The sequence below is a fragment of the Nocardioides sp. 1609 genome (assembly GCF_004522105.1).
Lineage (GTDB): Bacteria > Actinomycetota > Actinomycetes > Propionibacteriales > Nocardioidaceae > Nocardioides.
This window is the reverse complement of the sequence record NZ_SPUJ01000001.1, coordinates 189260-214771: the sequence shown is the minus strand read 5'-3', so window position 1 is coordinate 214771 and position 25512 is coordinate 189260. Positions and strand designations below refer to the sequence as shown.

The following is a 25512-nucleotide window of genomic DNA, read 5'->3' as shown; positions in this document are numbered from 1 at the left end:
CTCAGTCCAGCGTGAAGTAGTCGGGGCCGGAGTAGCGGCCGGTGGTCAGCTTGGTGCGCTGCATGAGCAGCTCGTTGAGCAGCGTGGAGGCGCCGAAGCGGAACCAGTCGGGGTCGAGCCAGTCGGGTCCGGCGACCTCGTTGACCATCACGAGGTACTTGATGGCGTCCTTCGAGGTGCGGATGCCGCCGGCCGGCTTCACGCCGACCATCTGGGCGGTGCTGTCGCGGAAGTCGCGCACGGCCTGCAGCATCACCAGCGTGACCGGCAGGGTCGCGGCCGGCTGCACCTTGCCGGTGGAGGTCTTGATGAAGTGCGCACCGGCCAGCATCGCCAGCCAGCTCACGCGGCGCACGTTGTCGAGGGTCTGCAGCTCGCCGGTCTCGAAGATGACCTTGAGGTGGGCGGCGGTGCCGTCCTCACGCGTGCACGCCTCGCGGACCGCGACGATCTCCTCGAAGACCTGCAGGTACCGCCCGGACAGGAACGCCCCGCGGTCGATGACCATGTCGATCTCGTCGGCCCCGGCCTCGACGGCGTCACGGGTGTCGGCGAGCTTGATGTCGAGCGCGGCGCGACCGCTGGGGAAGGCGGTGGCCACGGCGGCGACGTTGATGCCGGAGGACCCGAGGGTCTCCTTCGCGATCGCGACCATGTCGGGGTAGACGCACACGGCGGCGACCTGCGGGCAGGTCGGGTCGGCCGGGTCGGGGTGCACCGCCTTGGACGCCAGGGCGCGGACCTTGCCCGGCGTGTCCTGCCCCTCGAGCGTCGTCAGGTCGACCATCGAGATCGCGAGGTCGATGGCGTGGGCCTTGGCCGTGGTCTTGATCGACCGGGTGCCGAGCGAGGCGGCGCGCGCCTCGGCACCGACCTGGTCGACCCCGGGGAGCCCGTGCAGGAAACGACGCATCGAGGCCTCGGACCCGGTCACGTCGGCGAACTCCGTGGTGAGGGTGGGCATGGGGTGAGCATAGAGTTCCGGGCGTGACCGGCGACAAACCGCGAGGCGAGACCTTCGTGCCGACCAGCGGGCGGGTCTACGGGGTCGCGGCCGTGCTGCTCGGGCTCACCGGTGCCGTCCTCGGCCTCGCCGGCGAGGGCCCGGTGACCTGGTGGGTGGTCGCGCTCGGCGTGAACTTCGCTGCGCTGGGCTGGGCGGCCATGCTGCGCCCCGGGGTGGCGGTCCGGGACGAGACGCTGGTGCTGCGCAACATCGTCGACACCGTGCGGATCCCGCTCGCGGCGGTCGAGGAGGTCGCCGTCCGCCAGGTCCTCGCGGTCCGGGCGGGGGAGAAGCGCTACACCTCGGCGGCGATCGGCCGCAAGCGTCGCCAGCTGCGGCGCGACGACCGGGTCCCCCGGGGCGGTTCGGCCGACGTCGGCCGGATGGCGGAGGAGTCCTACGGGCTCTTCGTCGAGGAGCGGATCCGCCAGCTCGCCGAGGAGGCCCGCACGACGCAGGGCATCAAGCTCTACGGACCCGAGCAGGCCGCCCTCGCCGCCGGCGTCCGCCGCGAGCCGGCCGTTCCCGAAATCGTCCTCCTCGCCGGCTCCGCGCTCGCGCTCGTCCTCGCCGTCGTCGTCTGACCGGTCGTGCCCGGGCTCAGGTGAGTCCGACCGCGGCCGTCACGACGGTGTGCACCGCGCCGTCGGCGCCGACCTCCAGGCGGCTGTCGCCCGGCGCGCCCTCCTGGGCCGGCCACCACGCTCCCCAGACCCCGTCCTGGACGGTCGCCACGACGCGCAGCCCGTTGGCGAGGACCACGACGACCGAGTCGACGTCCGGCCCGGCGAGCCCGGCGAGCTGGTAGGCCTCCAGCATCCTGACGTCGTCCTCCTCGGGCGGCGGCGGCGGTGTGTCGACGTCACCGGTCAGGACGAGCACCTCGTCGGCCGCCGGAGGGGTGAACGGCTGGTCCTCGACCCGAGCCCACATCGTGTTCAGCTCCTCCAGGGGGCCGTCGTCGGCCCGGATGCCGGCCAGGGCCACGAGGGGGTCGTCCTCGGTCCCGCTGCCCCGGGCGACGTCCACGCAGAAGGTGAAGTCGCCGCGCCGGTCGACGAGGGGGGTCCGTGCGGTGGCCTCCTCGACCCGTGGAGGCACCCCCTCGATCGAGACGCCGCCGACACCGAGGTCGCTGCACTGCGAGCTCCACGCCGCGAGGTCCCCGTCCGCGGGGTGCCGCCCCGGGGCGGTCTCGGGCACCGCCGTCCAGCTCGCGTAGCTCGGCGAGGGGCCGGGGTCGGCGACGACGAGCACGACGGCCGTGACCGCGGTAGCGGCGACCAGCCCGCCGGCCAGCGCGACGCGGCTCGGGGACCGGCGCGGCGGGTGGGCCCGGCCGGCCTCGGCGACGAGCAGGTCGCGCACGGCGGCGTGCCGGCGTGGGTCCATCGGGGTGAGCGTGGTGGTCATCGGTGCTCCTGGACGGTCAGCGGGAGGGGGGCGGGGTCTGCCGGTGGACCCGGTGGACCCGGTGGGTCCGGTTCGACGGCGTCGCGGAGCCGGCCCCGCGCCCTCGACAGACGGGAACGGACGGTGCCGATCGGGACGCCGAGCGCCACGGAGGCCGAGGCGTAGTCGAGGCCCTGCCAGACGCAGAGCAGGATCACGTCCCGATCGATGGCGTTGAGCTCGGTCATGGCCACGCGGACCCGCTCGAGGTGACGCTCGTCGTCGAGGCGTGCCGCGACCCCGTCGGCGGGGTCGGGCTCGACCATCGACGCCGGGAGCCGGGAGAGCGCCTGCCGGTGCCGGACCGCCGTGCGCCAGCGACGCTGCACGGTGCGGCGGGCCACGCCGTAGAGCCACGGGAGCGCGAGGTCGTCGACGAGCTCGACCTCCTCGCGTCGTCGCCAGGCCTCGAGGAAGACGATCGACACGAGGTCGTCGGCGGCGTCCAGCGAGCCCGTCCGGCGCGCGCAGTAGCTGCGCACCGCCTCGGCGTGCCGGTCGAACAGCACGCCGAAGGACTCGCGGTCGCCCGCGGTGGCCCGCCGCCAGAGGACGCCGTCGGTGGGGTGGGGAGGCACAGGCACGTCGTTCACGACCTGCCTATGCCCGCAGGAGCGGCCGGGTTCCGTCCGGACGCCTACAGTCCGGCGGCGGCGAGGATGTCGGAGCCGAGGGCGTCGAGGCGGCCGGCGGCGCTGATGCGGGCGGCCTGGACGCCGTCCTCGGCGCCGTCCTCGACCGGGACGACGACCTCGAGGTAGCACTTCACCTTCGGCTCGGTGCCGCTGGGCCGCACGATCACCCGGGCGCCGTCGGCGAGGTGGTAGCGCAGCCCGTCGGTCGGCGGCAGGTCGGCGGAGCCCGCGCCGAGGTCGTCGACGGACAGCACGTCGAGGCCGCCGAGGGCGGTCGGCGGCTGCTCGCGCAGGCGCGCCATTGCGGCGGTGATCAGGCCGAGGTCGTCGACCCGCACCGAGGCCTGGCCGGTGGCGTGCAGCCCGTGCTCGCGGGCGATGTCGTCGAGGAGGTCGACCAGGCCGCGGCCCTCGGCCTTGAGGGCGGCGGCGAGCTCGCACAGCATGAGCAGGGCCGAGACGCCGTCCTTGTCGCGCACGTGGGTCGGGTCGACGCAGTAACCGAGCGCCTCCTCGTAGCCGAAGGCGAGGCCCTCGACCCGGGCGATCCACTTGAAGCCGGTGAGGGTCTCCTCGTGGGGCTGGCCGGCGGCCCGGGCCTGCTTGCCGAGCAGCGAGGAGGACACGATGGACGCCGCGTAGGTGCCGGTGGCGCCGCGCGCGAGCAGGTGGTGCGCGAGGAGCGCGCCGACCTCGTCGCCGCGCAGCATCCGCCAGCCGCCGGGGCCGGGGACGGCGGCCGCGCACCGGTCGGCGTCCGGGTCGTTGGCGACGACCAGGTCGGCGCCGGTCCGCTCGGCGAGGGCGAGCGCGAGGTCCATCGCGCCCTCCTCCTCGGGGTTCGGGAAGCCGACCGTCGGGAAGTCGGGGTCGGGCTGCTCCTGCTGCTCGACGACGCGCGGCGCCGCGAACCCCGCGGTCTCGAGCACCTGCAGCACCGTGGCGGCGCCGACGCCGTGCAACGGCGTGTAGACGACGTCGAGGTCGCGCGGGCCGTCGCCGGCCAGGCCGGCCACCGTGTCGAGGTAGTGGTCGACGATGTCCTCGCCGAGGACGGTGCCGGCGCCGCCGCGGGCGATGCCGGCGAGCGGGCCGACGGTCTCGATCTCGGCGGCGATGCCGGCGTCGGCGGGCGGCACGATCTGGCTGCCGTCGCCGAGGTAGACCTTGTAGCCGTTGTCCTGCGGCGGGTTGTGGCTCGCGGTGACCATCACGCCGGCGGCGCACCCGAGCTCGCGGATCGCGAAGGCCAGGATCGGGGTGGGCAGCGGTCGCGGCAGCACCCACGCGGTGAAGCCGGCGCCGGTCATCACCGCGGCGGTGTCGCGCGCGAACACGTCGGAGTCGTGGCGGGCGTCGTACCCGATGACGACGGAGCGGTGGCCGCCGGCGGCCGGGTCCTGCTTGACGAGGTAGGCCGCCAGCCCGGCCGCCGCGCGCTGGACGACGACGCGGTTCATCCGGTTCGGCCCGGCACCGAGCGCACCGCGCAGCCCGGCGGTGCCGAACTCGAGGGTGCCGCGGAAGCGGTCGGCGAGGTCGGCCCGGGCGTCGGCGTCGCCGCTGCCGACGGCGGCCACGACGGCCTCGAGCTCGGCCCGCGTGCGGTCGTCGGGGTCCTCCGACAGCCAGGCGCGCGCGCGGTCGAGGAGGACGTCGACGTCGGGACTCATGTGAGGAAAGGTAGCGCCATGGCTCCCGCCGGCTCCGACCGCGAGCCGGTCGCGGTCTCGATCGCCGCCCTGGCCGATCGGATCGGCCGGCCGGCGTTCACGGCGGTGTGCGTCGACCTGCTCGCGGGGGCGCCGCGCGAGCGGTACGTCGCCGAGCTGCGCGGGCTGACCGGGCGCACCTGGGAGCCCGGGGACGCCGTCCTCGACCGGAGCAGGTGGAAGGACTACTGGGTGCGCACGTGGGGTGCGCGCGGCCTGCTGCACGTGTGGGACGAGGCGGCGACCCCGGCGGTCGTGCGCGGTCTCGCCGACGGGCACTACCGGCCGGCCGAGATGTGCCTCAAGGTCGCCGCCCGGTACGACGTCGCCGGGACCGGCGACGGCGCGGCCGCGCTGGCCGACCACGCCCTGCCGCGGGTGCGGGCGCAGGCCGTGCGCTGCCTGGCCGTCACCGGCGACACCGAGCACGTCGCCGTGGTCACGGCGCACCTGGCGGACGAGCACCCCGACGTACGACGGCAGGCGGCCCGGGCGCTCGAGACGCTGCGCCGCCGCCTCGACCTCGACGACACGTGATCGACCCGTCACCGATAGGTGACGGGTCGACCTCGCTCACTCCTCGATCGAGCTCATGTCGCCGTAGCGGTCGCCGACGACGGCGTCGGCCGGGACGGCCTCGGCGATCCGGGCGAGCTCGTCGTCGGTGAGGACGACGTCCGCGGCACCGACGTTCTCCTCCAGGTAGCGCACCCGCTTGGTGCCGGGGATCGGCGCGACGTCGTCGCCCTGCGCGAGCACCCAGGCGAGGGCGAGCTGGCCGGGCGTGCAGCCCTTCTCCGCCGCGATCTCCTTGACCCGGTCGACCAGGCGCAGGTTCGACTCGAGGGCGTCGCCGTGCAGGCGGGGGAAGCGGCTGTTGCGGGAGTCGGACGCCTCCAGCGAGCCCGCCGAGATGGCGCCGGTGAGGAGGCCGCGGCCCAGCGGGGAGTACGGCACCAGGCCGATGCCGAGCTCGCGCAGGGTCGGCAGCACCTCGGCCTCGAGGTCGCGGGTGAACAGCGAGTACTCGGACTGCAGGGCGGTGATCGGGTGCACGGCGTGCGCGCGCCGGATCGTCTCCGCGCCGGCCTCCGACAGGCCCAGGTGGCGGACCTTGCCGGCCTCGACGAGCTCCTTCATCGCCCCGACGGTCTCCTCGATCGGGACGGTCCGGTCGACGCGGTGCTGGTAGTAGAGGTCGATGTGGTCGACGCCGAGGCGCTGGAGCGAGGCGTCGCACGCCGAGCGCACGTAGTCGGGGGAGCCGCTGATGCCGAGGAACCCACCGTCCTCGCTGCGGACGTTGCCGAACTTCGTGGCCAGGACGACGCCGTCGCGGCCCTGGCCGCTCGAGGCGATGGCCTTGCCGACCAGGCGCTCGTTGGTGAAGGGGCCGTACATGTCGGCGGTGTCGAGGAAGGTGACGCCGAGGTCGAGCGCGCGGTGGATGGTGTCGAGCCCACCCTGCTCGTCGGGGGTGCCGTAGAACTCCGACATGCCCATGCAGCCCAGGCCGAGGGCCGAGACGGTCAGGGGGGAGGCGGTTCCGAGGGTGCGGTGCTGAAGGGTCATGGACCCAGCCAACATCCTGGAGCGCGGTCCAGGTCAAGCGGCGCCGTCGGCACGCTCCAGGAGGTCGGTGTAGATGCCGATCTTGTGGTCGATGGCGCCGAGGTGCTCCTGGACCTCGGCGAGCTGGGCCAGCACGGCGCGGCGGTGCTCCTGCAGGAGGGCGAGCCGGTCGGGCTCGTTGCCGGCGCCGGCCCGCACCAGGTCGGCGTAGCGACGCACGTCGCGGATCGGCATGCCGGTCGAGCGGAGGCGGGTCACGAGCTCGACCCAGCGCAGGTCGGGGCCGTCGTAGCGGCGGTGCCCGCTGGAGGCCCGCCGGACCGGGCGGAGGAGCAGCCCGTCCTTCTCGTAGTAGCGCAGCGTGTCGGGCGTCAGGCCGAGGTGAGCTGCGGCCTCCGCGATGCTCATCCCGGAGGCGGAGGCGGAGGCGGGGGCGGGGTCCGTCGACGTGGCGTCCATCCGCACATTCGACCCTGGAGCGGGCTCCAGGGTCAAGTGGTCACGGCTCCCGGCGGATCCGGCCGGCCTCCTCGGCCGCGGCGCGCTCCTTGGCCGCCTTCTTCTCGAGGTTCCGGGTGTCGCGGTGAGGCAGCAGGATGTCGTCCTCGGCCGGCTCGCCGCGCTGGAGCTCGCGGCCCCGCTCGAGCTCGGCGTCCAGCTCGGCCCCGAGCAGGAGGGCGAGGTTGGTGAGCCACAGCCACAGCAGGAACACCACGACGCCGGCGAGCGCGCCGTAGGTCTTGTCGTAGGAGGAGAAGTTCGCGACGTAGAGACCGAACCCGATGCTCGCGACCACCCAGACCACGATGGCCAGGACGGCGCCGACACTGGTCCAGCGGAAGCGGGGCGGGTGGACGTTGGGCGTGAAGTGGTAGAGCAGGGCCACGATCAGGACGACGACCGCGAGCAGCACCGGCCACTTGGCGATGTTCCAGACCGTGACGGCCGTGCCGCCGAGACCGATCGCGTCGCCGACCGCCTCGGCCGCCGGGCCCGTGAGGACGAGCGCGGCGAGCACCAGGGCGACGAGCACGACCAGGACGGCGGTCAGCAGGAGCATCGCCGGGCGGAGCTTCCAGATCGGGCGGCCCTCGCCCTTCTCGTAGATCCGGTTCATCGCCCGGCCGAACGCACCGACGTACCCGCTGGCCGACCACAGCGCCCCGGCGAGACCCAGCACGAAGCCGAGGCCCGCGCCCTGCGACGTCGCGAGCTCGCGCAGGGTGGGACCGATGGAGTCCACGACGCCGCCGGCGCCGAGGGTCTGCAGGATGCCGAGCACCTCGTCGACCGCGCTCGTGCCCTGACCGACCAGGCCGAGCACGGAGGTCAGGGCGATCGCCGCCGGGAACAGCGCCAGGACGGCGTAGTAGGTGAGCGCGGCCGCCAGGTCGGTGCACTGGTCGTCGAGGAACTCGCTGAGCGTCTGGCGTGCGACGAACTTCCGGGTGCGGGGGGTGAGGTCGGTCGGGTCGTCGACGTCCTGGGTGTCGTCGACTTCGTCGGTGTGCGTGTCCGTCATGGCGCCCGGTACCCACCTGGGCGGGTTCTGTGCAGCCCGGAGGTGGAGTGCGTCGACCTCCGGGCGGGACGGTCAGCGCCGGTAGGCGGGGAGGTGCCGGCCGAGCTCGGTGAAGAGCGCCTGGTTGAGGTTGAAGGCGACCTTGACCTCCTCCACGACGCGGCGGACGCCGGCGTCGTCGAGCCCGAGGCCGTCGAGCCGGGCGCGGTAGGCGTCCTTGTAGGGCTTCGGCTTCGCGATGGCCGGGAAGGCGTAGAAGGCCACGCCGCCACCGTCGGTGAGGTCGAAGGACCGGCTGAGGATCCGGCCGATCGCCTGGCCGCCCGAGAGGTCGCCGAGGTACCGGGTGTAGTGGTGCGCCACGAGCGCGCCGCCCCAGCCGTCGGCGGCTTGCTCGCGCGCCGTCCGCAGCCGGGCCGCGTAGGCCTCGGCGGCGGGGGAGTCCAGCGTCCCGACCTCGGCACCGCCGGGTGTCCGGGCGGTCCAGTAGGCCAGGTCGGCGTCGAGGGCGGCAAGTCGTTCGAGCTCCGGGTCGTGCACGGCGGCGACCATCGGGTCGTCGGCGGTCGCACGGACGGCGTCCTCCATCGCCTCGTAGGCGGCGCGCAGGCGCAGGAGGTAGTCGACGTAGCCGCGCTCGTTCAGCCGGCCGTCGAGCAGCTCGGCCATGAACGAGGAGCCCTCGGCCGCCTCGTGCTCGATCTTCGAGCCGTCGCGCATCGCCGAGGCCAGGGACGGCGTGGTCGTGGTGGTGATGGTCATGGGGGTGGGTGCCCTGTCTGGTGGTCTCGGGTGGTGCCGGGGGTGGGGCTGGGGGTGGTGATGGGGGTGGTGCCGGCGCGGGCTGACGGGTCCCTGGGGCCGGGCGCGAGCCCGGCCCCGGGGACCAGGATGGATCAGCCGACGGTGAAGCGGACCGTCTTGGTCGAACCGGCGACGTTGGCGGTGCCGGCGTAGGTCACGACGACCTGATGGGCGCCCTTGGCCTTGTTGCCGAGCTGGGGCAGCGTCACGGTGACGACGCCGTTCGGCCTCAGCGTGCCCTGGGCGCGCCTGACGACCTTGCCGGCCTTCGTGACCTGGACGACGACCTTGCCGGTCGCCCTCGTGGTCGGGGAGGTGACGGTGACCTTCGCCTTGCCGGCCCTCTGCTTCCTCGGAGCCCTGGCCAGCGCGACCGCGGTCGTGCTGGTGGCCTTCGCGACCCTCAGCGAGCCGGCGCCCCGGGCGGCGAGCGAGTTGCTGTTGCCCGAGAACGACGCGGTGAGCGCGTGCGCGCCGGCCGGGAGCGTGCCGAGCGGGAAGGTCGCCGTGCCGGCGGTGAGCGGGGCGGTGCCGACCGTGGTGGTGCCGCGCCGCAGCGTGACGGTGTCGCCGTCGGCGGCACCCTCGTTGGCGACGGTGACGGTCGCGGTCGCGGTCCTGCCGTAGGTGACCGACGGCGCCGAGACGGTGACCGCCGGGGTCGCCGGGGTGAAGGTGATCGGCGTGTAGGTCTCGAACGCCGCGTTGGCCGCGCCGCTGCCCGGGTAGGTGTAGACGCCGTAGTTGACCAGGCTCGGGTCGGTCGCCACCGCGTCGATCGCGGCCTTGTCGACGGTGACGGTGGTCGAGAACGTGCCAGCGGGGGTGAGCTCGACCGCACCGGCCGCGGGACCGCCCACGGTGCCCATGTCGGCGGCGAGGACGGCCCACTTCTGGCTGGTGTTCTTGCGCGAGGTGGACGGTGCGCCCGCCGAGGGGCGCCAGGTGTCGGCGAACTTGCCGAACACCACGTAGGTGCCCCCGGACCGGCCCGCGAGCGGGGGGCGGGTGCCGATGGCGGCGCCCGGGTCGAAGTTCTCGCCCTCGACGGTGACCTCGTAGCTGCCGTTCGGCAGCAGGTCGGTGTCGGAGACGGTGACCGAGGGGGCGGTGTTGAACCTCACCTGGAGCTCGTTGGCGATCTTGCGAGGGTCGGCCGCGCCACCGGTGGAGTACCAGTACGGACCCTGGCGGACGTCCTGCTGGAAGTCGACGAAGCCCTGGGGGAAGGAGCCCCAGCTGGTGCCCGAGGTGACCTGGGCCGACGAGCTCGCCGGCGCGGAGTAGGCGACCTCGCGGTACGCCGGGGTGGTGGTGACGCCGAGCGTGGTGACGTCGACGTCGGTGAGCGTGGCGACGGTGACCTCCTCGTCGGGCAGCGCCTGCCAGAGGGTCGGGTCGTCCATGGACGTGGCGTAGCCGCCCACGGTGGCCCTCACGGTGCCGGTGCCGTCGGCGGCGACGCTCAGCTCGGGGTCGGAGAGGTGGAAGAACGTCATGCCGGAGTAGAAGAGGAGCGTCGCGTCGCCGTCCCAGGCCACGGACGCGGTGCCGGCGGCGGGGTCGACCGTGCCGGTGCCCCCGGTGAACTTGAACCGGGTCTCCCCGCGGACACCCGCCGTGTTGGCGTTCGCGCCCGCGGTGTTGGTGCGGGTGCCGCCGAAGGTGGCCGGGGCGTACGAGCCGTTGGCCTGGAGGTCCTCGACGGTGACGTCGCCGCTCTGGGCCGACCAGCCGGCGGCGGCGCCGTTGCTCCAGGTCGCGCCGTCGTCGCTGGTCCTGAGGGTCACCCCGCCCGCGCCCGGGTTGCCGATCCTGCCGGCCGACATCAGGTTCCAGGTGCCGGGCGCGAAGGCCCCGCTGGTGGCCTCGTTGTTGAGGTCCCACGTGAAGGTCGCGTTCGTGACGTCGACCTCCGCGGCCCGGGCGGGCGGGGCCGTGGCGACGCCGCCGAGGACGGCGAGGCCGGCGGCGGCGACGCCGAGGGAGGTCACGGCGCCGAGGACTCGCCTCGGTCGATGGGTCGTGCGGTTCATGCTGGTCCTTTCACGCGGTTGCTGAGCAGGGTGACTGCGGCCGCTGCGAGCAGCAGCGCGCTTCCGGCCAACCACGTCCAGTGGAGGTCGGAACCAGGGCCCGGTGCCGTCGCGGTGTCCGACGAGGCGTGGGCGTAGACGGTGGGCGCGGCGGGGGCCGGTCCCAGGGCGGGAGTCCCGGCGGCGGCGCTGCCGCCGGGATCGGTCAGGTCGGCGGGCGGGGTGCTCGCCGACGGTTGCGGGGGGAGCGCGGGGGCCGGGGGCCGGGCCGGCACGGAGGGTGACGGGGTGGGCGGCGGCGTCGGGTTGACCGGGGTCGTCGGGGACGCCGTCTGGCCGGGGTCCGGCGTCTCGGTGACCGGGTCGGTGGGCGGCTCGACCGGCGCGCCGGCCTCGTAGCTGACCGCGATCGGCTCCGGCACCTTGTGCGCGTCGGCGGAGCCGCCGCTGGAGTACCAGTACGCCGCCGACCCGACGTCCCGCATGAACGCGAGGTACGACGGCGGGAAGGCGCCCCAGGCAGCGCCGGTCCGGACCTGGGCGGGGTCGGTGCCCCCGCCGTCGTGGCGGACGCCGAGGTACCTCGGCGTCGCCACGAAGCCGCCCGGCCGCTCCAGGTCGACCTTCGGCAGGTTCGCCAGGTCGACCTGCCGCGGCGGGACCGGTCGCCAGATGCTCTGGTCCTCCATCGAGGAGGCGTAGCCGGCGAGGGTGGCGCGCAGGGTGGCGCCGGTGCGGGTCACGGTCAGGACCGGGTCGCTGACGGTGAAGAAGGTCATCCCGGAGTAGTAGACGACCGAGAACGCGCCCTTCCAGGTGATCGTGGCCGTGCCGGCGTCGGCGTCGACCTCGCCGGTGCCGCCGTCGAGGACGACCTGGTGGCCGGAGAACGGTCCGTTGGTGCCGGACATCGTGGTGCCGGCGACGGTGGTCGACAACCCGGACCAGGTGGCGGTCGCGAAGCCGCCGTCGGGCTGCTGCTTCTCGATCCGGACGTCGCCCGAGGCGGCCTGCCACGCGCGCGTGCCGGTGCCGCGCCAGACGCCGTCGACGATCGTCTGGCCGCCCCGGCCGGGGTCGGGGACCTTGCCGGCCGCGAGGAAGTTGATGGTGCCGGGGGCGAACGCACGGTTGTTGGACTCGTCGTTGACCGCCCAGCGCAGCTGGGCGTCGTCGACCTCGAAGGCACCGGTCTGGGGGGCGGCCGGGGTGGTCGGGCTCGAGGACGTGGGGGTCGTCGGAGGGTCGGTCGGAGTCGGGCTCGTCGGGCTCGTGGGGCTGCTCGCGGGGTCGTTGGCGGGGGCGCCGGGGGTGCCGGCGGCGGCGGTGGCCGCGACGAGGGCCAGCGGGACGCCGAGGACGACGACGCCCGCCAGCACCGCGGCGACGAGGCCGTGCCGGACCCGGACCCGGGTGCTCGGCGCGGCGCTCACGCCGGCACCTGCGCGGGACGGCGCCGCACCCGACCGAGCGCGAGCCCGGCGACGGCGAGGAGGAAGACCGCGCCGGCGACGCCGAGGAACACCCACCCGGCCGGCTGGCCGTCGCCGCGGGTGCTCGCGTCCTCGGCGGCGACCGGCTCCGCAGCGGCCCCGGAGGCGTCCGTGCCCGCGGCGACGGGGAAGAGCTGGGCGACCTCGGTGCCGGACGCGGCGCCGGACAGCCGGAGCTCGTGGGTGCCGACGCCGAGGTCGACGGGCAGCTGGAGGACGCCGGCGACCTCGCCGGAGGCGCCGGCCTGCATCGGCCCGATGGCCGCGACGCCGTCGTCGAGGACGGCGACGACCTGCTCACCGGGCTGGAAACCCTGCCCGGAGAACGCCATCGCCCGACCCTCGACCGCGGTGGCGCGGTCGACGACGGCGAGGGGGCGTGCCGTGGCCGCCCTGCGGCCGGCCCGGCCCGTCCCGGCCGCGGGGGTGCCGGCGGTGGTGCCCGGCCCGCTCCCGGTGGTGCCCGCGCCGGCGTCCGGACCGTCGGCCGGGCCGTCGGCCGGGCCGTCGGTCGGGTCGGCGGCCGGGGCCTGGTCGTACACGTCGCCGAAGTCGACGGGCGTGAACGACTCGTTGGCGGGGTTCTTCACCCCGTGCGCGCCGATCGTGATGACGCCGCACTGGACGCGACGGCAGTCGACCTGCGCGACGGCCCCGTCCCGGTCGACGCTCTGGAAGACCGGCCCGGGGATGGTGATGTCGACGGTGAACGAGCCGTCGGCGGCCAGCACGGCGCTCGCCTCGGACGCCGTCGAGCTGCCCGGGAACGCGACGAACGTGAGGTAGCCCTTGTTGTCGGCGGCGTCCTCGGCGTCGGGGATGTACTGGTAGTCCTGGCCGGTCAGACCGCCGTTCGAGGGCCGCCAGCCGCCGCCACGGGCGTCGCGGACCCAGCCGAACATGACGTAGACGCCGCCGAAGCCGCCGTCGACGACCTGGAAGCCGGTGCCGCGCAGGGTGAGCCTCGTCTGGTACGTCGCGTCGGCCTGCGACCCGCCGCGGTCGTTGCTCACGGTGACGCGCGAGTCGGCGTGGGCCGGGGGCGGGGCCAGGACGCCGCCGAGCAGCAGGCCGGCGAGGGCGAGCGCGGTCATGGCCGTGGTCAGGCGCTTCACGGGGTCTCCTCCAGGGGTGCGGTGCGGGCCGCCGAGCGGTCGGCCAGCACGAGCAGCTCGCCGCTGACGGGGTGGGGGAGCACGTCGACCGGGTAGCGGTAGACCTCGCTCAGCAACGGCGCCCGGAGGACGTCGGCGGGGGCGCCCTCGGCGGCGACGCGGCCGCGGTCGAGCAGCACGATCCGGTCCGACCACGCAGCGGCCAGGCTCAGGTCGTGCAGCACGACGACCACGGCGGCGCCGGCGTCGGCCTGCGCCCGCGCGCGGGCCAGCACCGTCTCCTGGTGACCGAGGTCGAGCGCTGCGGTGGGCTCGTCGAGCAGCAGCACGCCGGTGCGCTGGGCGAGGATCCGGGCGAACGACGTCCGGCCCTTCTCGCCACCCGACAGCACGCCGAACGGACGGGCCGCGAGGTGGGTGATGTCGGCGACGCCCATCGCGTCGGCGACGGCCGCGTCGTCGTCGTCCTCCTCGGGGCGGCCGCGCCACGGGGAGCGGCCCATCCGGACGACGTCCCCGACGGGGAACGGGAACGACACGTGGTGCTCCTGCGCCAGGACGGCGCGCTCGCGGGCCAGGTCGCGCAGCCGCCACTCCTCGAGCGGGCGGCCGAGCACCTCGACCTTGCCGTCGGTGGCGTCGACGTCGCCGGTGAGGACGCCGAGCAGGGTCGACTTGCCGGCGCCGTTCGGGCCGACGAGCGCGAGCACCTCGCCGTGCCGGACGTCGAGGTCGACCGCCTCGAGCACGGTGGTGGCGCCGTACCGGACGGTGACGCCGCGGGCCTGGAGGGCGGTCGTGCCTCGTGGGGTGCTCGGGGTTGGGGTGTCCAATGTTGCGGGGTCCCCGCGGCGTTGCCCGGTGGGGGAGCGCAGCGGCGGAGCCGAGGAACGTCGTGGGGTGTTCATGCCCACCCGCCGGCGGTCCTGCGGGTGCGGCGGAGCAGCCAGAAGAAGAACGGGCCGCCGACGACCGAGGTGAGCATGCCGAGCGGGAGGTCGGCGTTGGCCACGAACGAGCGGGCGGTGGTGTCGGCCACGACGAGCACCAGCGCACCCGCGAGCATGGAGGCGGGGATCAGGACCCGGTGGCCGGGACCGGTGACCATCCGCACCAGGTGCGGGACGACGAGCCCGATGAAGGCGACGATCCCGCAGAAGCTGACCGCGGCGGCGGTGAGCAGCGCGACGACCACGATGAGGAAGATCCGCAGCCGCTCGACGTCGACGCCGAGGTGCCGGGCCGGGCGCTCGCCGAGGGCGAGCAGGTCGAGGGAGCGGGCGCAGAAGAAGGCGACGACGATGCCGGCCAGCGCGAGCGGCGCCACCACGGCGACGTAGGGCCAGCGGCTGCCGTTGAGGCTGCCGAGCTGCCAGAAGACGATCTGCTCGCGCGCCTGGGTGTCGCCGACGAAGAGCAGGAACGCCAGGGCGGCGCCGGCGACGGCGTTGACCGCGATCCCGGTCAGCACCAGGGTGACGACCTCGGTACGACCGTCGGCGCGGGACAGGGCGTAGACGGCGAGGGTGGTGACCAGGCCGCCGGCGAAGGCGCAGGCGGCGACGGTCCAGTCGCCGGCGAAGGTCCACGAGAACGCGATCGACGCCGCGGCGGCGACGGCGGCGCCCGCCGAGACCCCGACCACGCTGGGCTCGGCCAGCGGGTTGCCGAAGACGCCCTGCATGAGGGCCCCGGCGACCCCGAGGGCGGCGCCGACGACGATCGCCATCGTCACGCGGGGGAACCGGACGGTCCACAGCGTGTCGTCGCCGCGCGGGTGGGTGGGCATCGGTCCGAGGTCGAGGCCGAGTCGGTGCAGGAACGAGCCGAGGACCTCGTCGAACGGGATCGCGAGCTGACCGGAGCCGGCCGCGGCGAGCCCGGCGACGCCGACCCCGACGCCGAGCAGGACGAGGAAGATCGCCGAGCGGGTCCGACGGCGGGGGGCCGGTGCCTCGCGAGGGTCCTTCGCGACGGGGACGGCGTCGGCGCGGGCCGGCTGGGCGGGGACGGTCTGGGTCACGGGTCGCCCGGCCTAGAGCGCGTCGGGCGCGTAGAGCGCGACCGCGAGGGCGTTGAGGACGTCGGCGGTGCGCGGACCGAAGCTGAGCACCTGGTCGTCGTCCATCGCGATGATCCGCTCGTGCTCGCCGGCCGGGGTGTTCGCGAGGGCGGGGAAGCGCTCGAGCAACCCGTCGGCACCGCCGACCGAGTCGAGTCCCTTCGTCATTATCAGCAGCACGTCGGGCGCGGCGTCGATCAGGGCCTCGTCGGTGACCGGCTTCATGCCGCTCCAGTCGATCTCCTTCGCGACGTCGTAGCCGCCGGCGGCCTCGATGAGCGAGTCGGCGCCGGAGCCCTCGCCGAACATGTAGTAGACGCCGGCCTGGCCGCGGACGTAGAGGAAGACGGTGCGCAGCTTGCCGGTGACGTCTGCCGGGGCGACCTCGGCGATCGCGGCGGCGGTGTCGGTGGCCTCCTGCTCGAGGCGGTCGCCGAGCTGCTTGCCGGCGTCGGGGACGCCGAGGGAGTCGGCGACGAGCCGGGTGAGCGAGGCGATGTTGTCGAGGCCGCGGTGGGAGTCGGTGACCACGACCGGGATGCCGGCGTCCTCGAGCTGCAGGACGACGTCCCACGGGCCGAGCGAGGTGTCGGTGAGGACGACGGTCGGGTCGAGCGCCAAGATCGCCTCGGCGTTGAGCTCGTGGCCGTTCTGGGTGACCAGCGGGCGGTCGGAGATCTCGGGGAACTGCGCGGACACGTCGCGGCCGACGACGTTGTCACCGAGGCCGAGCTCGAAGACGGTGTGGGCCAGGGTGCCGTAGATGTCGAGCGCGAGGATCCGGCTGACGTCGTCGACGACGACCTCGTCGCCCTGGGCGTCGGTGACCGTCGCGGGCAGCCGCGGCTCGGGGGAGTCGTCGACCGGGTCGATGACCGGGTCGGGCAGGTCGACCTCGACGACACCGTCCCACGAGCGCGGGTCCGCCAGCGGGGTCACCTCGCCCAGCCTCGGGACGCGGGTCGCGGTCGGCCGGTCGTCGTCGCCGGCGGCGGGGTCGACGACCGGGCCGCACGCGGCCAGGGCCAGCAGGGCGGTCGCGGCGGCGGTGGCGATCGGGAGGCGGAGCATGCGCGACGTCGTTTCTCGAGGAAGGGTTACCTAAGTGAGGCAAGGGTAACCTTAAAAAGGTTTGCCTTACCTAACTGGGCCGCATCGTGGGAAAAGCAGGCCCGCCCCGGCCGAGGGCCGGGGCGGGTCCGTCGTCGCGGGGTCGGTCAGATGCGGGGCACGATGCGACCGAGCAGGTCACCCATCCGCGAGGCGGCGGAGCGGCCCGCCTCGAGGACCTCGGCGTGGTCGAGGGGCTCGCCGCTGATGCCGGCGGCCAGGTTGGTGACCAGGCTGATGCCGAGCACCTCCATGCCGGCCTCGCGGGCCGCGATCGCCTCGAGCGTGGTGCTCATGCCGACCAGGTGGCCGCCCATGATCCCGGCCATCCGGACCTCGGCCGGCGTCTCGTAGTGCGGCCCGGGGAACTGGACGTAGACGCCTTCGTCGAGCGAGGGGTCGACGTCCTGGCACATCGCGCGCAGCCGGGGGGAGTAGAGGTCGGTGAGGTCGACGAAGTTGGCGCCCTCGAGCGGCGAGCGGCCGGTCAGGTTGATGTGGTCGCTGATGAGCACCGGGGTGCCCGGCGTCCAGGACTGCTTGAGGCCGCCGCAGCCGTTGGTCAGCACGATCGCGCGGCAGCCGGCGGCGGCCGCCGTCCGGACGCCGTGCACGACCGCGGCGACGCCCTTGCCCTCGTAGTAGTGGGTGCGGCTGAGGAAGACGAGCAGGTTGGTGTCGCCGGAGCGCACCGACCGGATCTTGCCGCTGTGCCCGACCACGGCCGCCGCGGAGAAGCCGGGCAGGTCGGTCGTGTCGATCTCGGCGGTCGCGTCGCCGAGCGCGTCGACGGCCGGCAGCCACCCGCTCCCGAGGACGAGCGCGACGTCGTGCCTCTCGACGCCGGTCAGCTCGGCGAGACGGGCGGCGGCGTCGCGGGCGAGGTCTGCGGGACTGGGCGTGGTGGCGGCGTTCGTCTCGGTCACGGGCGGCACTGTAGGGCACGCGGGTCCCTCGGTGCCGCGCCCGGCGTTTCCTCCGGCCGGGCCCGGGCATGGTGCGCAGGTGGACCCCGAGACGACGTACGCCGAGCTGACCTCGGGCGACGCCGGGGCCGTCGAGCAGGTGGGAGCCGACGCGCAGGACCTGTCGCGCTCGGTCGACGCCGACGCCCGCGCGATCGTCGACGCCGTCTCGCGCCCGGTCTGGACGGGCGCCGCGGCGAAGGACTCGTTCGAGACCGAGGGGCTGGTGGCCTACCTCGCGGCCTCGATGGCGGCCTTCCGGCTCTACCGGGCCGGCGAGGTGCTCGAGGTGGTCGCCGCCGACTACCGCTCGGCGTGCCGCTCCGCCGACCATGCGATCGGGATCTGGCGGGGACGCCCGGGCGGTCCTGGTGCGGTGATCACCGACCCGCTGTACGAGATCGTCGTGAACGGCGCGCTCCAGGTCACCGGGGCCTACCTCCAGGCGTCCTACCAGCAGGCGGTGGCCGCGCTGCAGTCGATCGAGGCGGAGATCGAGGAGTGGGTGGCACGCGGCGCCGTCCTCGACTACGTGTTCTACACCGACAACGACGCCCTCCCGGGCGCGCGCATCCCCGACTCCGGGATCAACGGCGTGCCCGGCGGGTGGACCCAGCAGGGCCTGGCCTACGACCCCGGTACCGACCGCTACTACGTCTCGTCCTACGACGACGACGGCGGCGCCCAGGTCACCACGATCGACGCCGGCACCGGGGCACCCGGCCCGTCGGTCCCGCTGGCCGGTCCGGGCGGGTCGGCGCCGCCGAACCACGTGGGCGGGATCGTCGTGCAGGGCGACCAGGTGCTCGTGACGTCGACGGAGGGCGACCAGAGCTACGTCTACGTCTACGACCGCGCCGCGTTCGAGGCGGGCGACGGGCAGCCCGTGAACGCGCTGGACCGGATCGAGGCGCCCGCGTCGTCGTACGCGACGGTCGGCCCGGACGGCTCGCTGTACCTGGGGTCCTGGGACGAGGACGACAACGGGGTGCTGCACCAGGTCGCGCTCGTGAACGGTGAGTACCAGACGGTCGAGTCCTGGGACACGCCTCCCGGCGTCAACGGCGTCGCGGTGCAGCCCGGCGGGGTCTTCACCTTCGGGGTCCAGACGGGTCGCAACGACCGCGGCCAGCTCGTCACCGTCGACTCCGGGGGAGACGGCGGGAACAGCCAGGCGGACATCGACGGCGCCACGACGATCGACGTCGGCAACATGGTCCAGAACCTCGTGATCGTCGACGGACGGGGGCGCCGGAGACGTCACCGAGGCCGGAGCGACGCAGTACGGGCCCGGCGACCCGGACTCCGGCAACCCCGGCGCGTTGTGGGGACAGACGCACCTCAGCGAGCTCGTCAACGGCGGCGCCGGCTACGACGTCGAGCCCCGGACCCTGACCGAGGCCGCGCAGGCGCTCTCCGCCGCCCAGGCGGGGATCTCCGACGAGATCGGTCGGATCGCGGGTCTCCACCTGCCGAGCGCCGTCCTCGGTGACGTCTCCGGCGCCCCCGCCCTCGCGAGCGAGGCGACGGTCTACTTCGACCTGACCTCGACCCGGCTGCTCACCTCCGCCGACTCGATCGACGTCTCGGTGACGGGGCTGCTCGCCGCCCGGACGTTGTACGAGGAGACCGACAGCGACGCCGCCGCGCAGGCCCTGAGCATCGTCGAACGGATGGTCTGACCTCAGCGCCCGGTCCGGGAGCAGGCTCTCAGCGCAGGGCGAGGCACCCCGACGTCGGCGACTCGAACGGGAGGTCGGCGTCGGAGGCGATCTGGCGGTCGAGGTTGGCGGCGACGTCCTCGGGCCAGGGCGCGGTCTTGCGGGTCTCCATCTCGATGTGGAGGAAGACCTCCTCCATCACGTAGCTGACCCGCTGGTGGGTGTCGTCGAGCAGGTACACCAGGACGTGCGCCGCCCGCTCCGACCGCCCGAGCAGCCGCACCCGCGCCGACATCGTGTCGCCGGTGCGCAGCTCGGCGAGGTAGGTGCAGTGGTGCTCGGCCGAGAAGCACGCGTGGCCGGCCGTGATCGGCCACGTCTGGGGGATGCCGAGGGACACGAGCGACTCGTCGAGGCCCTCGCTCGCGATCCCGATGTAGTGACGGACGTTGAGGTGGCCGTTGATGTCCTCGAACGGCATCGGCACGGGCTGCACGGCATACGCCGGCAGGGCCGAGAGCTGCTCGTAGGTCGGTTGGGTGCTCATCGGCCGGACACTACTCAGGGCAGCGCGGCACGTCATCCGTCGGGCGGCGTGGCGCGGTCGGCCCGGCCCGGCCCCGGACCTCACCGCCAGGCAGGAGCCGGCACGACGGACCTCGCTACAACCCCGTCGACCGGCAGGGACGCCGGCGCAGGGCACCCACGTAGTCGGCCGGGGCGTCGGCCGCCTCGGCGGCGTCGGCCAGGACGCCGAGGGTGACCGCGGAGGGCAGGCCGCCCTCGTAGGCGTCGAGGACGTAGGTCCAGACGACGAGCTCGCCGGCCATCGTCGCGACCCGCACCTTGGTCTTGCGGTAGAGCCCGGAGTCGGCCTGCTCCCAGCCGTCGAGGGCGTCCTCGTCCGTCGGGACGACGTCGTACACGGCGACGTAGACCTGCTCGAAGGGGTCCTGCACCAGGGTCGGGAGGGCGCCGTCCCAGCCGAGCTCCTCGCCCCCGAAGGTCAGCCGCCAGCCGGTCAGCCAACCGGTCGTCTGCAGCGGCGAGTGCGGGCAGCGCTCGCTCATGCGAGCGGGGTCGAGGTTGCTCCCGTAGGCGGCGTAGAGCGTCATCGGCGGGCCGGGCGCGGTGCGGGCGCGGCGAGCGGCGTCAGGGGGGCAGGCGTCACGGAGAGCACAGTAATGCCCGAGGCGGAGGCGTCCCGCCACCCGGACTAGGCTGCAGTCGTGAGCCACTTCGATGTCCTCGTCCTCGGTGCCGGCCCCGGTGGGTACGTCGCCGCGATCCGCGCCGCCCAGCTCGGCAAGTCCGTTGCCGTGGTGGAGGAGAAGTACTGGGGCGGTGTCTGCCTCAACGTCGGCTGCATCCCCTCCAAGGCGCTCCTCAAGAACGCCGAGCTGTCGCACGTGCTCACCCACGAGAAGGCGAAGTTCGGCATCGAGGGCGACGCCACCATGGCGTACGGCCCGACCCACAAGCGCAGCCGTCAGGTGTCCGCCGGGATCGTCAAGGGCGTCCACTTCCTGATGAAGAAGAACAAGATCACCGAGATCGACGGCTGGGGCACCCTCACCGGCCCGACGTCGGTCGACGTCAAGGGCAAGGACGGCGAGACGACCGCCCACACCTGCGACGACCTCATCATCGCCTCGGGCGCGAAGGTGCGCCTCGTCCCCGGCGTGACCCTCAGCGACAACGTGGTCACCTACGAGGAGCAGATCCTCGACGAGAACCTCCCCGGCTCGATCATCATCGGCGGCTCGGGCGCGATCGGCGTCGAGTTCGCCTACGTCATGAAGAACTTCGGCGTCGACGTCACCATCGTCGAGTTCGTCGACCGGATGGTCCCCACCGAGGACGCCGACGTGTCCAAGGAGCTCGCCAAGCACTACAAGAAGCTCGGCGTGAAGGTGCTCACCTCGACCGCCGTCAAGGGCGTCGAGGACACCGGCTCCGGGGTCAAGGTCACCGTCGCCCCCGCCGGCGGCGGCGACGAGCAGGTGCTCGAGGCCGACAAGTTCCTCGCCGCCTTCGGGTTCGCACCGCGCGTGGACGGCTACGGCCTCGAGGCCGCCGGCGTCCAGCTCACCGAGCGCGGCGCGATCGACATCGACGGCCGCGGCCGCACCAACGTCGAGCACGTCTACGCCATCGGCGACGTCACCGGCAAGATGATGCTCGCCCACGCCGCCGAGGCGATGGGCATCGTCGCCGCCGAGACCATCGCCGGCGCCGAGACCATGGAGATCGACTTCGACATGATCCCGCGCGCCACCTACTGCCAGCCGCAGATCGGCTCGTTCGGCTACTCCGAGCAGCAGGCCAAGGACAAGGGCTACGACGTCAAGACCGCGACGTTCCCCTTCTCGGCCAACGGCAAGGCCCAGGGCCTCGGTGACACCGCCGGCTTCGTCAAGATCGTCGCGGACGCCGAGCACAACGAGATCATCGGCGCCCACCTCATCGGCCCCGACGTCACCGAGCTGCTGCCCGTGCTCACCCTGGCCCAGCGGTGGGACCTCACCGCCGACGAGGTCGCTCGCAACATCTTCGCGCACCCGACCCTCGGCGAGTCCGTCAAGGAAGCGGTCCACGGCATCGCCGGCCACATGATCAACTTCTGATCCGGTCGCGGACCGGGTCGTCCTGTCCTGTGCGGCCGGCTGGAGGTGGGGTCGTGGGCCTGCGGCCGGTGTGGGGCTCGGTGTGAGGCACACGACCCGGCCCGACCCCCGGCCCGACGCCACCCGGACGGCGCCCGAGCGCGCTCGATAGCCTGCAGGCATGAGTACTGACCGCGTTGTCATCCTCGGCGGCGGGCCCGGAGGCTACGAGGCCGCCCTCGTCGCCGCCCAGCTCGGCGCCGACGTCACCGTCGTCGACTCCGACGGCATCGGCGGCTCGGCGGTCCTCACCGACTGCGTGCCCAGCAAGACCCTCATCGCCACCGCCGAGGTGATGACGCAGGTCGCCGCCGCGGCCGAGCTCGGCATCGACTTCCACGACTCCGAGGGCGACGCCGCGACCACCATCCGGGTCGACCTGGCGCGGGTCAACGCGCGGGTCAAGCAGCTCGCGACCGACCAGTCCGACGACATCGCGCGCCGCCTCGACAAGGAGGGTGTCACCGTCGTCCGGGGTCGCGGCCGGCTCGACGGACCGAGCCGGGTCGTCGTCGGCGGGACGACCTACGACGCCGACGCGATCCTCGTCGCCACCGGCGCCGCACCGCGCACCCTGCCCAGCGCCCAGCCCGACGGCGAGCGGATCCTCACCTGGGAGCAGGTCTACGACCTCACCGAGGTGCCGACCGAGCTCGTCGTCGTCGGCTCCGGGGTGACCGGCGCCGAGTTCGCCAGCGCCTACCTCGCGCTCGGCATCCCGGTCACCCTCGTCTCCAGCCGCGACCGCGTGCTCCCGGGCGAGGACGCCGACGCCTCCCTCGTCCTCGAGGACGTCTCCAAGCGCCGCGGCATGACGGTGCTGTCGAAGTCCCGGATGGAGTCGGTCACCCGCGACGGCGACGTCGTCACGGTCCGGCTCACCGACGGCCGCGAGGTGCGGGGCAGCCACTGCATCCTGGCCCTCGGGTCGGTCCCCAACACCCACGACCTCGGCCTCGAGGAGGCCGGCGTCGTCCTCGACGACGGTGGCTTCGTCAAGGTCGACCGGGTCTCGCGCACCTCGGCGCGCGGCGTGTACGCCGCCGGCGACTGCACCGGCGTCCTGATGCTCGCCAGCGTCGCCGCCATGCAGGGCCGGATCGCGATGTGGCACCTGCTCGGCGACACCGTGCACCCGCTCGACCTCAAGAAGGTCTCCTCCAACGTCTTCACCGCACCCGAGATCGCCACCGTCGGCTGGTCGCAGCAGGCCGTCGACGCAGGCGAGATCCAGGCCGAGTCGGTCATGCTCCCCCTGGCCGGCAACCCGCGCGCCAAGATGCAGGGCGTCCGCGACGGCTTCGTGAAGCTCTTCTGCCGTCCGGGCACCGGCATCGTCGTCGGGGGAGTGGTGGTCGGGCCGCGGGCGAGCGAGCTGATCCACGCGGTCGCGGTCGCCGTCGGCGAGTCGCTCACCGCCGACCAGCTGGCCCAGGTCTTCACCGTCTACCCGTCCAACAGCGGCTCGATCGCCGAGGCCGCGCGTCGCCTGCACCGCGTCTAGCGACGCTCACCCGCCGCGCGAGCCGGTCACGGCAGCTGTCGCAGCAGCTCACGCATCCGGGTGATCTCGGCGTTCTGGCTGGCGATCACGTCGGTGGCCATCTCGGTGGCCCGGACGTCCTCACCCTCGACGACCTGCTGCTCGGCCATGGCGACGGCACCCTGGTGGTGCTGGATCATGTCCTCGAGGAAGCGGCGGTCGAACTCCGTCCCGTCGGTCGCCGCGAGCGCGTCGACCTGGGCGGTGGTGAGCATGCCGGGCATGCCGTGCTCGGTCATGGCGGCCACGCCCTCGACCGTCGGCTCCGGCAGGTCGTGGTCGACCAGCCACGCCGCCATCACCAGGACCTCCCGGCCCTGCCCGGCGTCGATCCCGGTGGCGATCTTGCGCACCCGCCGGTCGACGGCACGCTCGGCGGCGAGCTCGGTGAGGTCGATCGCCTGGCTGTGGTGGGCCACCATCATCGAGAGGTAGGTCGCGTCGGCGGCGTTCCAGTCGGCCGACGCGGGAGGTTCGGGGACGGCGTCCATCGCGTGCCCGTCACCGGCGTGGGTGTGGACAGCGGAGGGCGGGTTCGTCGTAGGCTGCTCGCCAGCACAGCCCGCGACGAGCACCAGGCAGAGCGCCGTACCCACGGCGAGTGCGCGACTCGGGTCCATGCCCAGCACCTTAGGTCGGTGTGGGTGAGCGCCCCCCCAGGTAGGAGAATCTCGGTGAAGCTGATCGTCGCCCTCGGCTCGTTCGTCCTGGCGGCCGGACTGGCCGTCGCCCCCGCGTCCGCGGACCCCGACGACCCGCCGGCGCTGGAGAAGCGCCCGGTCCTCCCCGGGCACGACATCGCGCGCACCGACCCGGCCGTGCCGCGCGTCACCAGCGGCCAGGTCGACCGCAGCCGCGCCATGCGCCAGGTCGCCCGGGTGCCGCTCGCCGCCGAGCTCGCCGAGGACGGTGCGTTCGGCACCGACCTGGCGTTCAAGGGCGACTACGCCTTCGCCGGCAACTACAACGGCTTCGCCGTCTACGACATCTCGCGGCCGCGGAGCCCGCGGCGCGTCGCCCAGGTCGTCTGCCCGGGCGCGCAGAACGACGTCTCGGTCTACCGCAACCTGCTCGTGCTGTCCGTCGACGCCGTGCTCAGCGACGACACCTGCAACGCCGAGTACGCCGAGCCGGGAGGCGACGAGACCACCACGTGGGAGGGCATCCGGGTCTTCGACATCTCCGACCCCCGCTCGCCGGAGCTGCTGACGTCGGTCGCCACCTCGTGCGGCTCCCACACCCACACCCTCGCCCCCGACCGTGACGGCCGGAACGTCTACGTCTACGTGTCGTCCTACGGCCCCGCGCCCCGGCTCAAGGGGTGCAAGCCCCCGCACGACTCGATCAGCGTGGTGAAGGTGCCGACCGACGACGGCGCGGCGGCCCGGGTGGTCCGCACGCCGGTGCTCTTCCCCGGCGGCGGGACGAGGGGCGACGACTACAGCAGCAACACCAGCGGCTGCCACGACATCACCGCGTACCCGCGCAAGAACCTCGCCGCCGGCGCCTGCATGGGCGACGGCATCCTGCTCGACATCACCAACCGCGCCCGGCCGCGGGTCATCGACCGCGTCAAGGACCGGCGCAACTTCGCCTTCTGGCACTCCGCGACCTTCAACAACGCCGGCACCAAGGTCGTCTTCACCGACGAGCTCGGCGGGGGCGGCGGCCCGATGTGCAACAACGACGTCGGCCCGAAGCGGGGGGCGAACGGCATCTACGACATCGTCCGTCGCGAGCTGAAGTTCCGCAGCTACTACAAGATGCCGCGCGTGCAGTCGGACACCGAGAACTGCGTGGCGCACAACGGCTCGCTGATCCCGGTCAAGGGTCGCGACATCATGGTGCAGGCCTGGTACCAGGGCGGCACGTCGGTCTTCGACTTCACCGACTCCCGCAACCCGCGCGAGCTGCAGCACTTCGACCGTGGCGCGATCTCCAACCGTCGCCTGGAGCTGGGCGGGTCGTGGTCGTCGTACTGGTACAACGGCTTCGTCTACTCCAGCGACATCACCCGCGGGCTCGAGGTCTTCCAGATCCGCACGCCGTGGGCCCGCCGGGCGGCGAAGGTGCGGCTCTCGAGCTTCAACGCGCAGTCGCAGCCCTCCTACAACGGCTAAGCACGACTGACCACGGCTGACCACGACCGGCCACCGCG

The 25512-nt window shown here is 73.7% G+C and carries 24 protein-coding genes; 6 read left to right on the top strand and 18 right to left on the bottom strand.

Annotation, left to right across the window (positions count from 1 at the left end; genetic code table 11):
• Window position 1 precedes the first annotated feature (1 nt).
• Window positions 2-964, bottom strand: a complete 963-nt coding sequence (deoC, locus tag E4623_RS00965) for a deoxyribose-phosphate aldolase (RefSeq protein ID WP_134764655.1) — start codon at window positions 962-964, stop codon at window positions 2-4.
• Window positions 965-987: 23 nt separating this feature from the next.
• Between deoC and E4623_RS00960 the strand changes: the two genes are divergently transcribed.
• Entirely contained in the window at window positions 988-1590 is a 603-nt protein-coding gene (locus E4623_RS00960) for a hypothetical protein (RefSeq protein WP_134764654.1), read from the top strand.
• Between the two features lie 16 nt (window positions 1591-1606).
• Here the strand turns inward: E4623_RS00960 and E4623_RS00955 are convergent, their stop codons facing one another.
• The 3 genes from E4623_RS00955 to E4623_RS00945 are packed head-to-tail and all read right to left on the bottom strand — an operon-like array spanning window position 1607 to window position 4766.
• Window positions 1607-2419, bottom strand: coding sequence for a hypothetical protein (locus E4623_RS00955; protein ID WP_134764653.1), 813 nt, complete (start codon window positions 2417-2419; stop codon window positions 1607-1609).
• The gene (locus E4623_RS00950; protein ID WP_134764652.1) at window positions 2416-3036 is read right to left on the bottom strand and encodes an RNA polymerase sigma factor; all 621 of its coding nucleotides are present in this window, start codon (window positions 3034-3036) and stop codon (window positions 2416-2418) included. Before E4623_RS00950 ends, E4623_RS00955 begins: the two co-directional genes overlap by 4 nt.
• Window positions 3037-3095: 59 nt before the next feature.
• Complete coding sequence (locus tag E4623_RS00945) at window positions 3096-4766, bottom strand: phospho-sugar mutase (protein ID WP_134764651.1); 1671 nt, start codon at window positions 4764-4766, stop codon at window positions 3096-3098.
• Between the two features lie 18 nt (window positions 4767-4784).
• Here E4623_RS00945 and E4623_RS00940 point away from each other — a divergent pair, with 18 nt between their 5' ends.
• The gene (locus E4623_RS00940) at window positions 4785-5342 is read left to right on the top strand and encodes a HEAT repeat domain-containing protein (RefSeq protein WP_134764650.1); all 558 of its coding nucleotides are present in this window, start codon (window positions 4785-4787) and stop codon (window positions 5340-5342) included.
• A gap of 36 nt (window positions 5343-5378) precedes the next feature.
• Here the strand turns inward: E4623_RS00940 and E4623_RS00935 are convergent, their stop codons facing one another.
• The 11 genes from E4623_RS00935 to E4623_RS00885 form a co-directional block, all read right to left on the bottom strand.
• The gene (locus E4623_RS00935; protein ID WP_134764649.1) at window positions 5379-6377 is read right to left on the bottom strand and encodes an aldo/keto reductase; all 999 of its coding nucleotides are present in this window, start codon (window positions 6375-6377) and stop codon (window positions 5379-5381) included.
• Window positions 6378-6410: 33 nt separating this feature from the next.
• Window positions 6411-6836, bottom strand: coding sequence for a MerR family transcriptional regulator (locus E4623_RS00930; RefSeq protein WP_134764648.1), 426 nt, complete (start codon window positions 6834-6836; stop codon window positions 6411-6413).
• A 40-nt stretch (window positions 6837-6876) separates the two neighbouring features.
• Window positions 6877-7899 carry a YihY/virulence factor BrkB family protein gene (locus tag E4623_RS00925; RefSeq protein ID WP_134764647.1) on the bottom strand — a complete coding sequence of 341 codons (1023 nt, stop codon included), beginning with the start codon at window positions 7897-7899 and terminating at the stop codon, window positions 6877-6879.
• 72 nt (window positions 7900-7971) lie between these two features.
• Window positions 7972-8661, bottom strand: a complete 690-nt coding sequence (locus E4623_RS00920; protein ID WP_134764646.1) for a biliverdin-producing heme oxygenase — start codon at window positions 8659-8661, stop codon at window positions 7972-7974.
• 134 nt (window positions 8662-8795) lie between these two features.
• Window positions 8796-10697 carry an Ig-like domain-containing protein gene (locus E4623_RS00915; protein WP_134764645.1) on the bottom strand — a complete coding sequence of 634 codons (1902 nt, stop codon included), beginning with the start codon at window positions 10695-10697 and terminating at the stop codon, window positions 8796-8798.
• 38 nt (window positions 10698-10735) lie between these two features.
• A complete protein-coding gene (locus E4623_RS00910) occupies window positions 10736-12172 on the bottom strand; it encodes a hypothetical protein (protein ID WP_134764644.1) in 1437 nt (478 codons plus the stop codon).
• Complete coding sequence (locus E4623_RS00905; RefSeq protein WP_134764643.1) at window positions 12169-13347, bottom strand: hypothetical protein; 1179 nt, start codon at window positions 13345-13347, stop codon at window positions 12169-12171. Before E4623_RS00905 ends, E4623_RS00910 begins: the two co-directional genes overlap by 4 nt.
• Window positions 13344-14180, bottom strand: coding sequence for a heme ABC transporter ATP-binding protein (locus tag E4623_RS00900; RefSeq protein WP_245154767.1), 837 nt, complete (start codon window positions 14178-14180; stop codon window positions 13344-13346). The genes E4623_RS00905 and E4623_RS00900 overlap by 4 nt, the downstream gene beginning before the upstream one ends.
• Window positions 14181-14251: 71 nt before the next feature.
• Window positions 14252-15370 carry an iron ABC transporter permease gene (locus tag E4623_RS00895; protein WP_134764641.1) on the bottom strand — a complete coding sequence of 373 codons (1119 nt, stop codon included), beginning with the start codon at window positions 15368-15370 and terminating at the stop codon, window positions 14252-14254.
• A gap of 12 nt (window positions 15371-15382) precedes the next feature.
• Window positions 15383-16480 (bottom strand): ABC transporter substrate-binding protein, encoded by a 1098-nt coding sequence (locus tag E4623_RS00890; RefSeq protein ID WP_134764640.1) that lies wholly within the window; start codon window positions 16478-16480, stop codon window positions 15383-15385.
• A gap of 146 nt (window positions 16481-16626) precedes the next feature.
• Window positions 16627-17445, bottom strand: a complete 819-nt coding sequence (locus E4623_RS00885; RefSeq protein ID WP_134764639.1) for a purine-nucleoside phosphorylase — start codon at window positions 17443-17445, stop codon at window positions 16627-16629.
• A gap of 79 nt (window positions 17446-17524) precedes the next feature.
• Between E4623_RS00885 and E4623_RS00880 the strand changes: the two genes are divergently transcribed.
• Complete coding sequence (locus E4623_RS00880; RefSeq protein ID WP_134764638.1) at window positions 17525-18976, top strand: hypothetical protein; 1452 nt, start codon at window positions 17525-17527, stop codon at window positions 18974-18976.
• 218 nt (window positions 18977-19194) lie between these two features.
• Here E4623_RS00880 and E4623_RS00875 read toward each other — a convergent pair whose 3' ends face one another.
• Window positions 19195-19692 (bottom strand): thioesterase family protein, encoded by a 498-nt coding sequence (locus tag E4623_RS00875; RefSeq protein WP_167736415.1) that lies wholly within the window; start codon window positions 19690-19692, stop codon window positions 19195-19197.
• A gap of 115 nt (window positions 19693-19807) precedes the next feature.
• On the bottom strand, window positions 19808-20260 hold the full coding sequence (locus tag E4623_RS00870) for a gamma-glutamylcyclotransferase family protein (RefSeq protein ID WP_134764636.1): 453 nt from the start codon (window positions 20258-20260) through the stop codon (window positions 19808-19810).
• 114 nt (window positions 20261-20374) lie between these two features.
• Between E4623_RS00870 and lpdA the strand changes: the two genes are divergently transcribed.
• Together lpdA and E4623_RS00860 are read left to right on the top strand one after the other, a co-directional pair.
• Window positions 20375-21772, top strand: coding sequence for a dihydrolipoyl dehydrogenase (lpdA, locus tag E4623_RS00865; RefSeq protein ID WP_134764635.1), 1398 nt, complete (start codon window positions 20375-20377; stop codon window positions 21770-21772).
• Window positions 21773-21932: 160 nt separating this feature from the next.
• Window positions 21933-23315, top strand: a complete 1383-nt coding sequence (locus E4623_RS00860) for an NAD(P)H-quinone dehydrogenase (protein WP_134764634.1) — start codon at window positions 21933-21935, stop codon at window positions 23313-23315.
• Window positions 23316-23341: 26 nt separating this feature from the next.
• On the opposite strand, the gene E4623_RS00855 is transcribed toward E4623_RS00860, so the two are convergent.
• A complete protein-coding gene (locus E4623_RS00855) occupies window positions 23342-23974 on the bottom strand; it encodes a DUF305 domain-containing protein (RefSeq protein WP_134764633.1) in 633 nt (210 codons plus the stop codon).
• Between the two features lie 54 nt (window positions 23975-24028).
• Between E4623_RS00855 and E4623_RS00850 the strand changes: the two genes are divergently transcribed.
• Entirely contained in the window at window positions 24029-25474 is a 1446-nt protein-coding gene (locus E4623_RS00850) for a hypothetical protein (RefSeq protein WP_245154766.1), read from the top strand.
• The last annotated feature ends 38 nt before the right edge of the window (window positions 25475-25512 follow it).

Bases quoted from the DNA above. Each gene is read 5' to 3' on its own strand.
- E4623_RS00940 (WP_134764650.1), top strand. From the start codon at position 4,785: ATGGCTCCCGCCGGCTCCGACCGCGAGCCGGTCGCGGTCTCGATCGCC.
- deoC (WP_134764655.1), bottom strand. From the start codon at position 964: ATGCCCACCCTCACCACGGAGTTCGCCGACGTGACCGGGTCCGAGGCC.
- E4623_RS00870 (WP_134764636.1), bottom strand. From the start codon at position 20,260: ATGACGCTCTACGCCGCCTACGGGAGCAACCTCGACCCCGCTCGCATG.
- E4623_RS00855 (WP_134764633.1), bottom strand. From the start codon at position 23,974: ATGGACCCGAGTCGCGCACTCGCCGTGGGTACGGCGCTCTGCCTGGTG.
- E4623_RS00955 (WP_134764653.1), bottom strand. From the start codon at position 2,419: ATGACCACCACGCTCACCCCGATGGACCCACGCCGGCACGCCGCCGTG.
- E4623_RS00875 (WP_167736415.1), bottom strand. From the start codon at position 19,692: ATGAGCACCCAACCGACCTACGAGCAGCTCTCGGCCCTGCCGGCGTAT.
- E4623_RS00920 (WP_134764646.1), bottom strand. From the start codon at position 8,661: ATGACCATCACCACCACGACCACGCCGTCCCTGGCCTCGGCGATGCGC.
- E4623_RS00930 (WP_134764648.1), bottom strand. From the start codon at position 6,836: ATGGACGCCACGTCGACGGACCCCGCCCCCGCCTCCGCCTCCGCCTCC.
- E4623_RS00935 (WP_134764649.1), bottom strand. From the start codon at position 6,377: ATGACCCTTCAGCACCGCACCCTCGGAACCGCCTCCCCCCTGACCGTC.
- E4623_RS00860 (WP_134764634.1), top strand. From the start codon at position 21,933: ATGAGTACTGACCGCGTTGTCATCCTCGGCGGCGGGCCCGGAGGCTAC.
- E4623_RS00945 (WP_134764651.1), bottom strand. From the start codon at position 4,766: ATGAGTCCCGACGTCGACGTCCTCCTCGACCGCGCGCGCGCCTGGCTG.
- E4623_RS00925 (WP_134764647.1), bottom strand. From the start codon at position 7,899: ATGACGGACACGCACACCGACGAAGTCGACGACACCCAGGACGTCGAC.
- E4623_RS00890 (WP_134764640.1), bottom strand. From the start codon at position 16,480: ATGCTCCGCCTCCCGATCGCCACCGCCGCCGCGACCGCCCTGCTGGCC.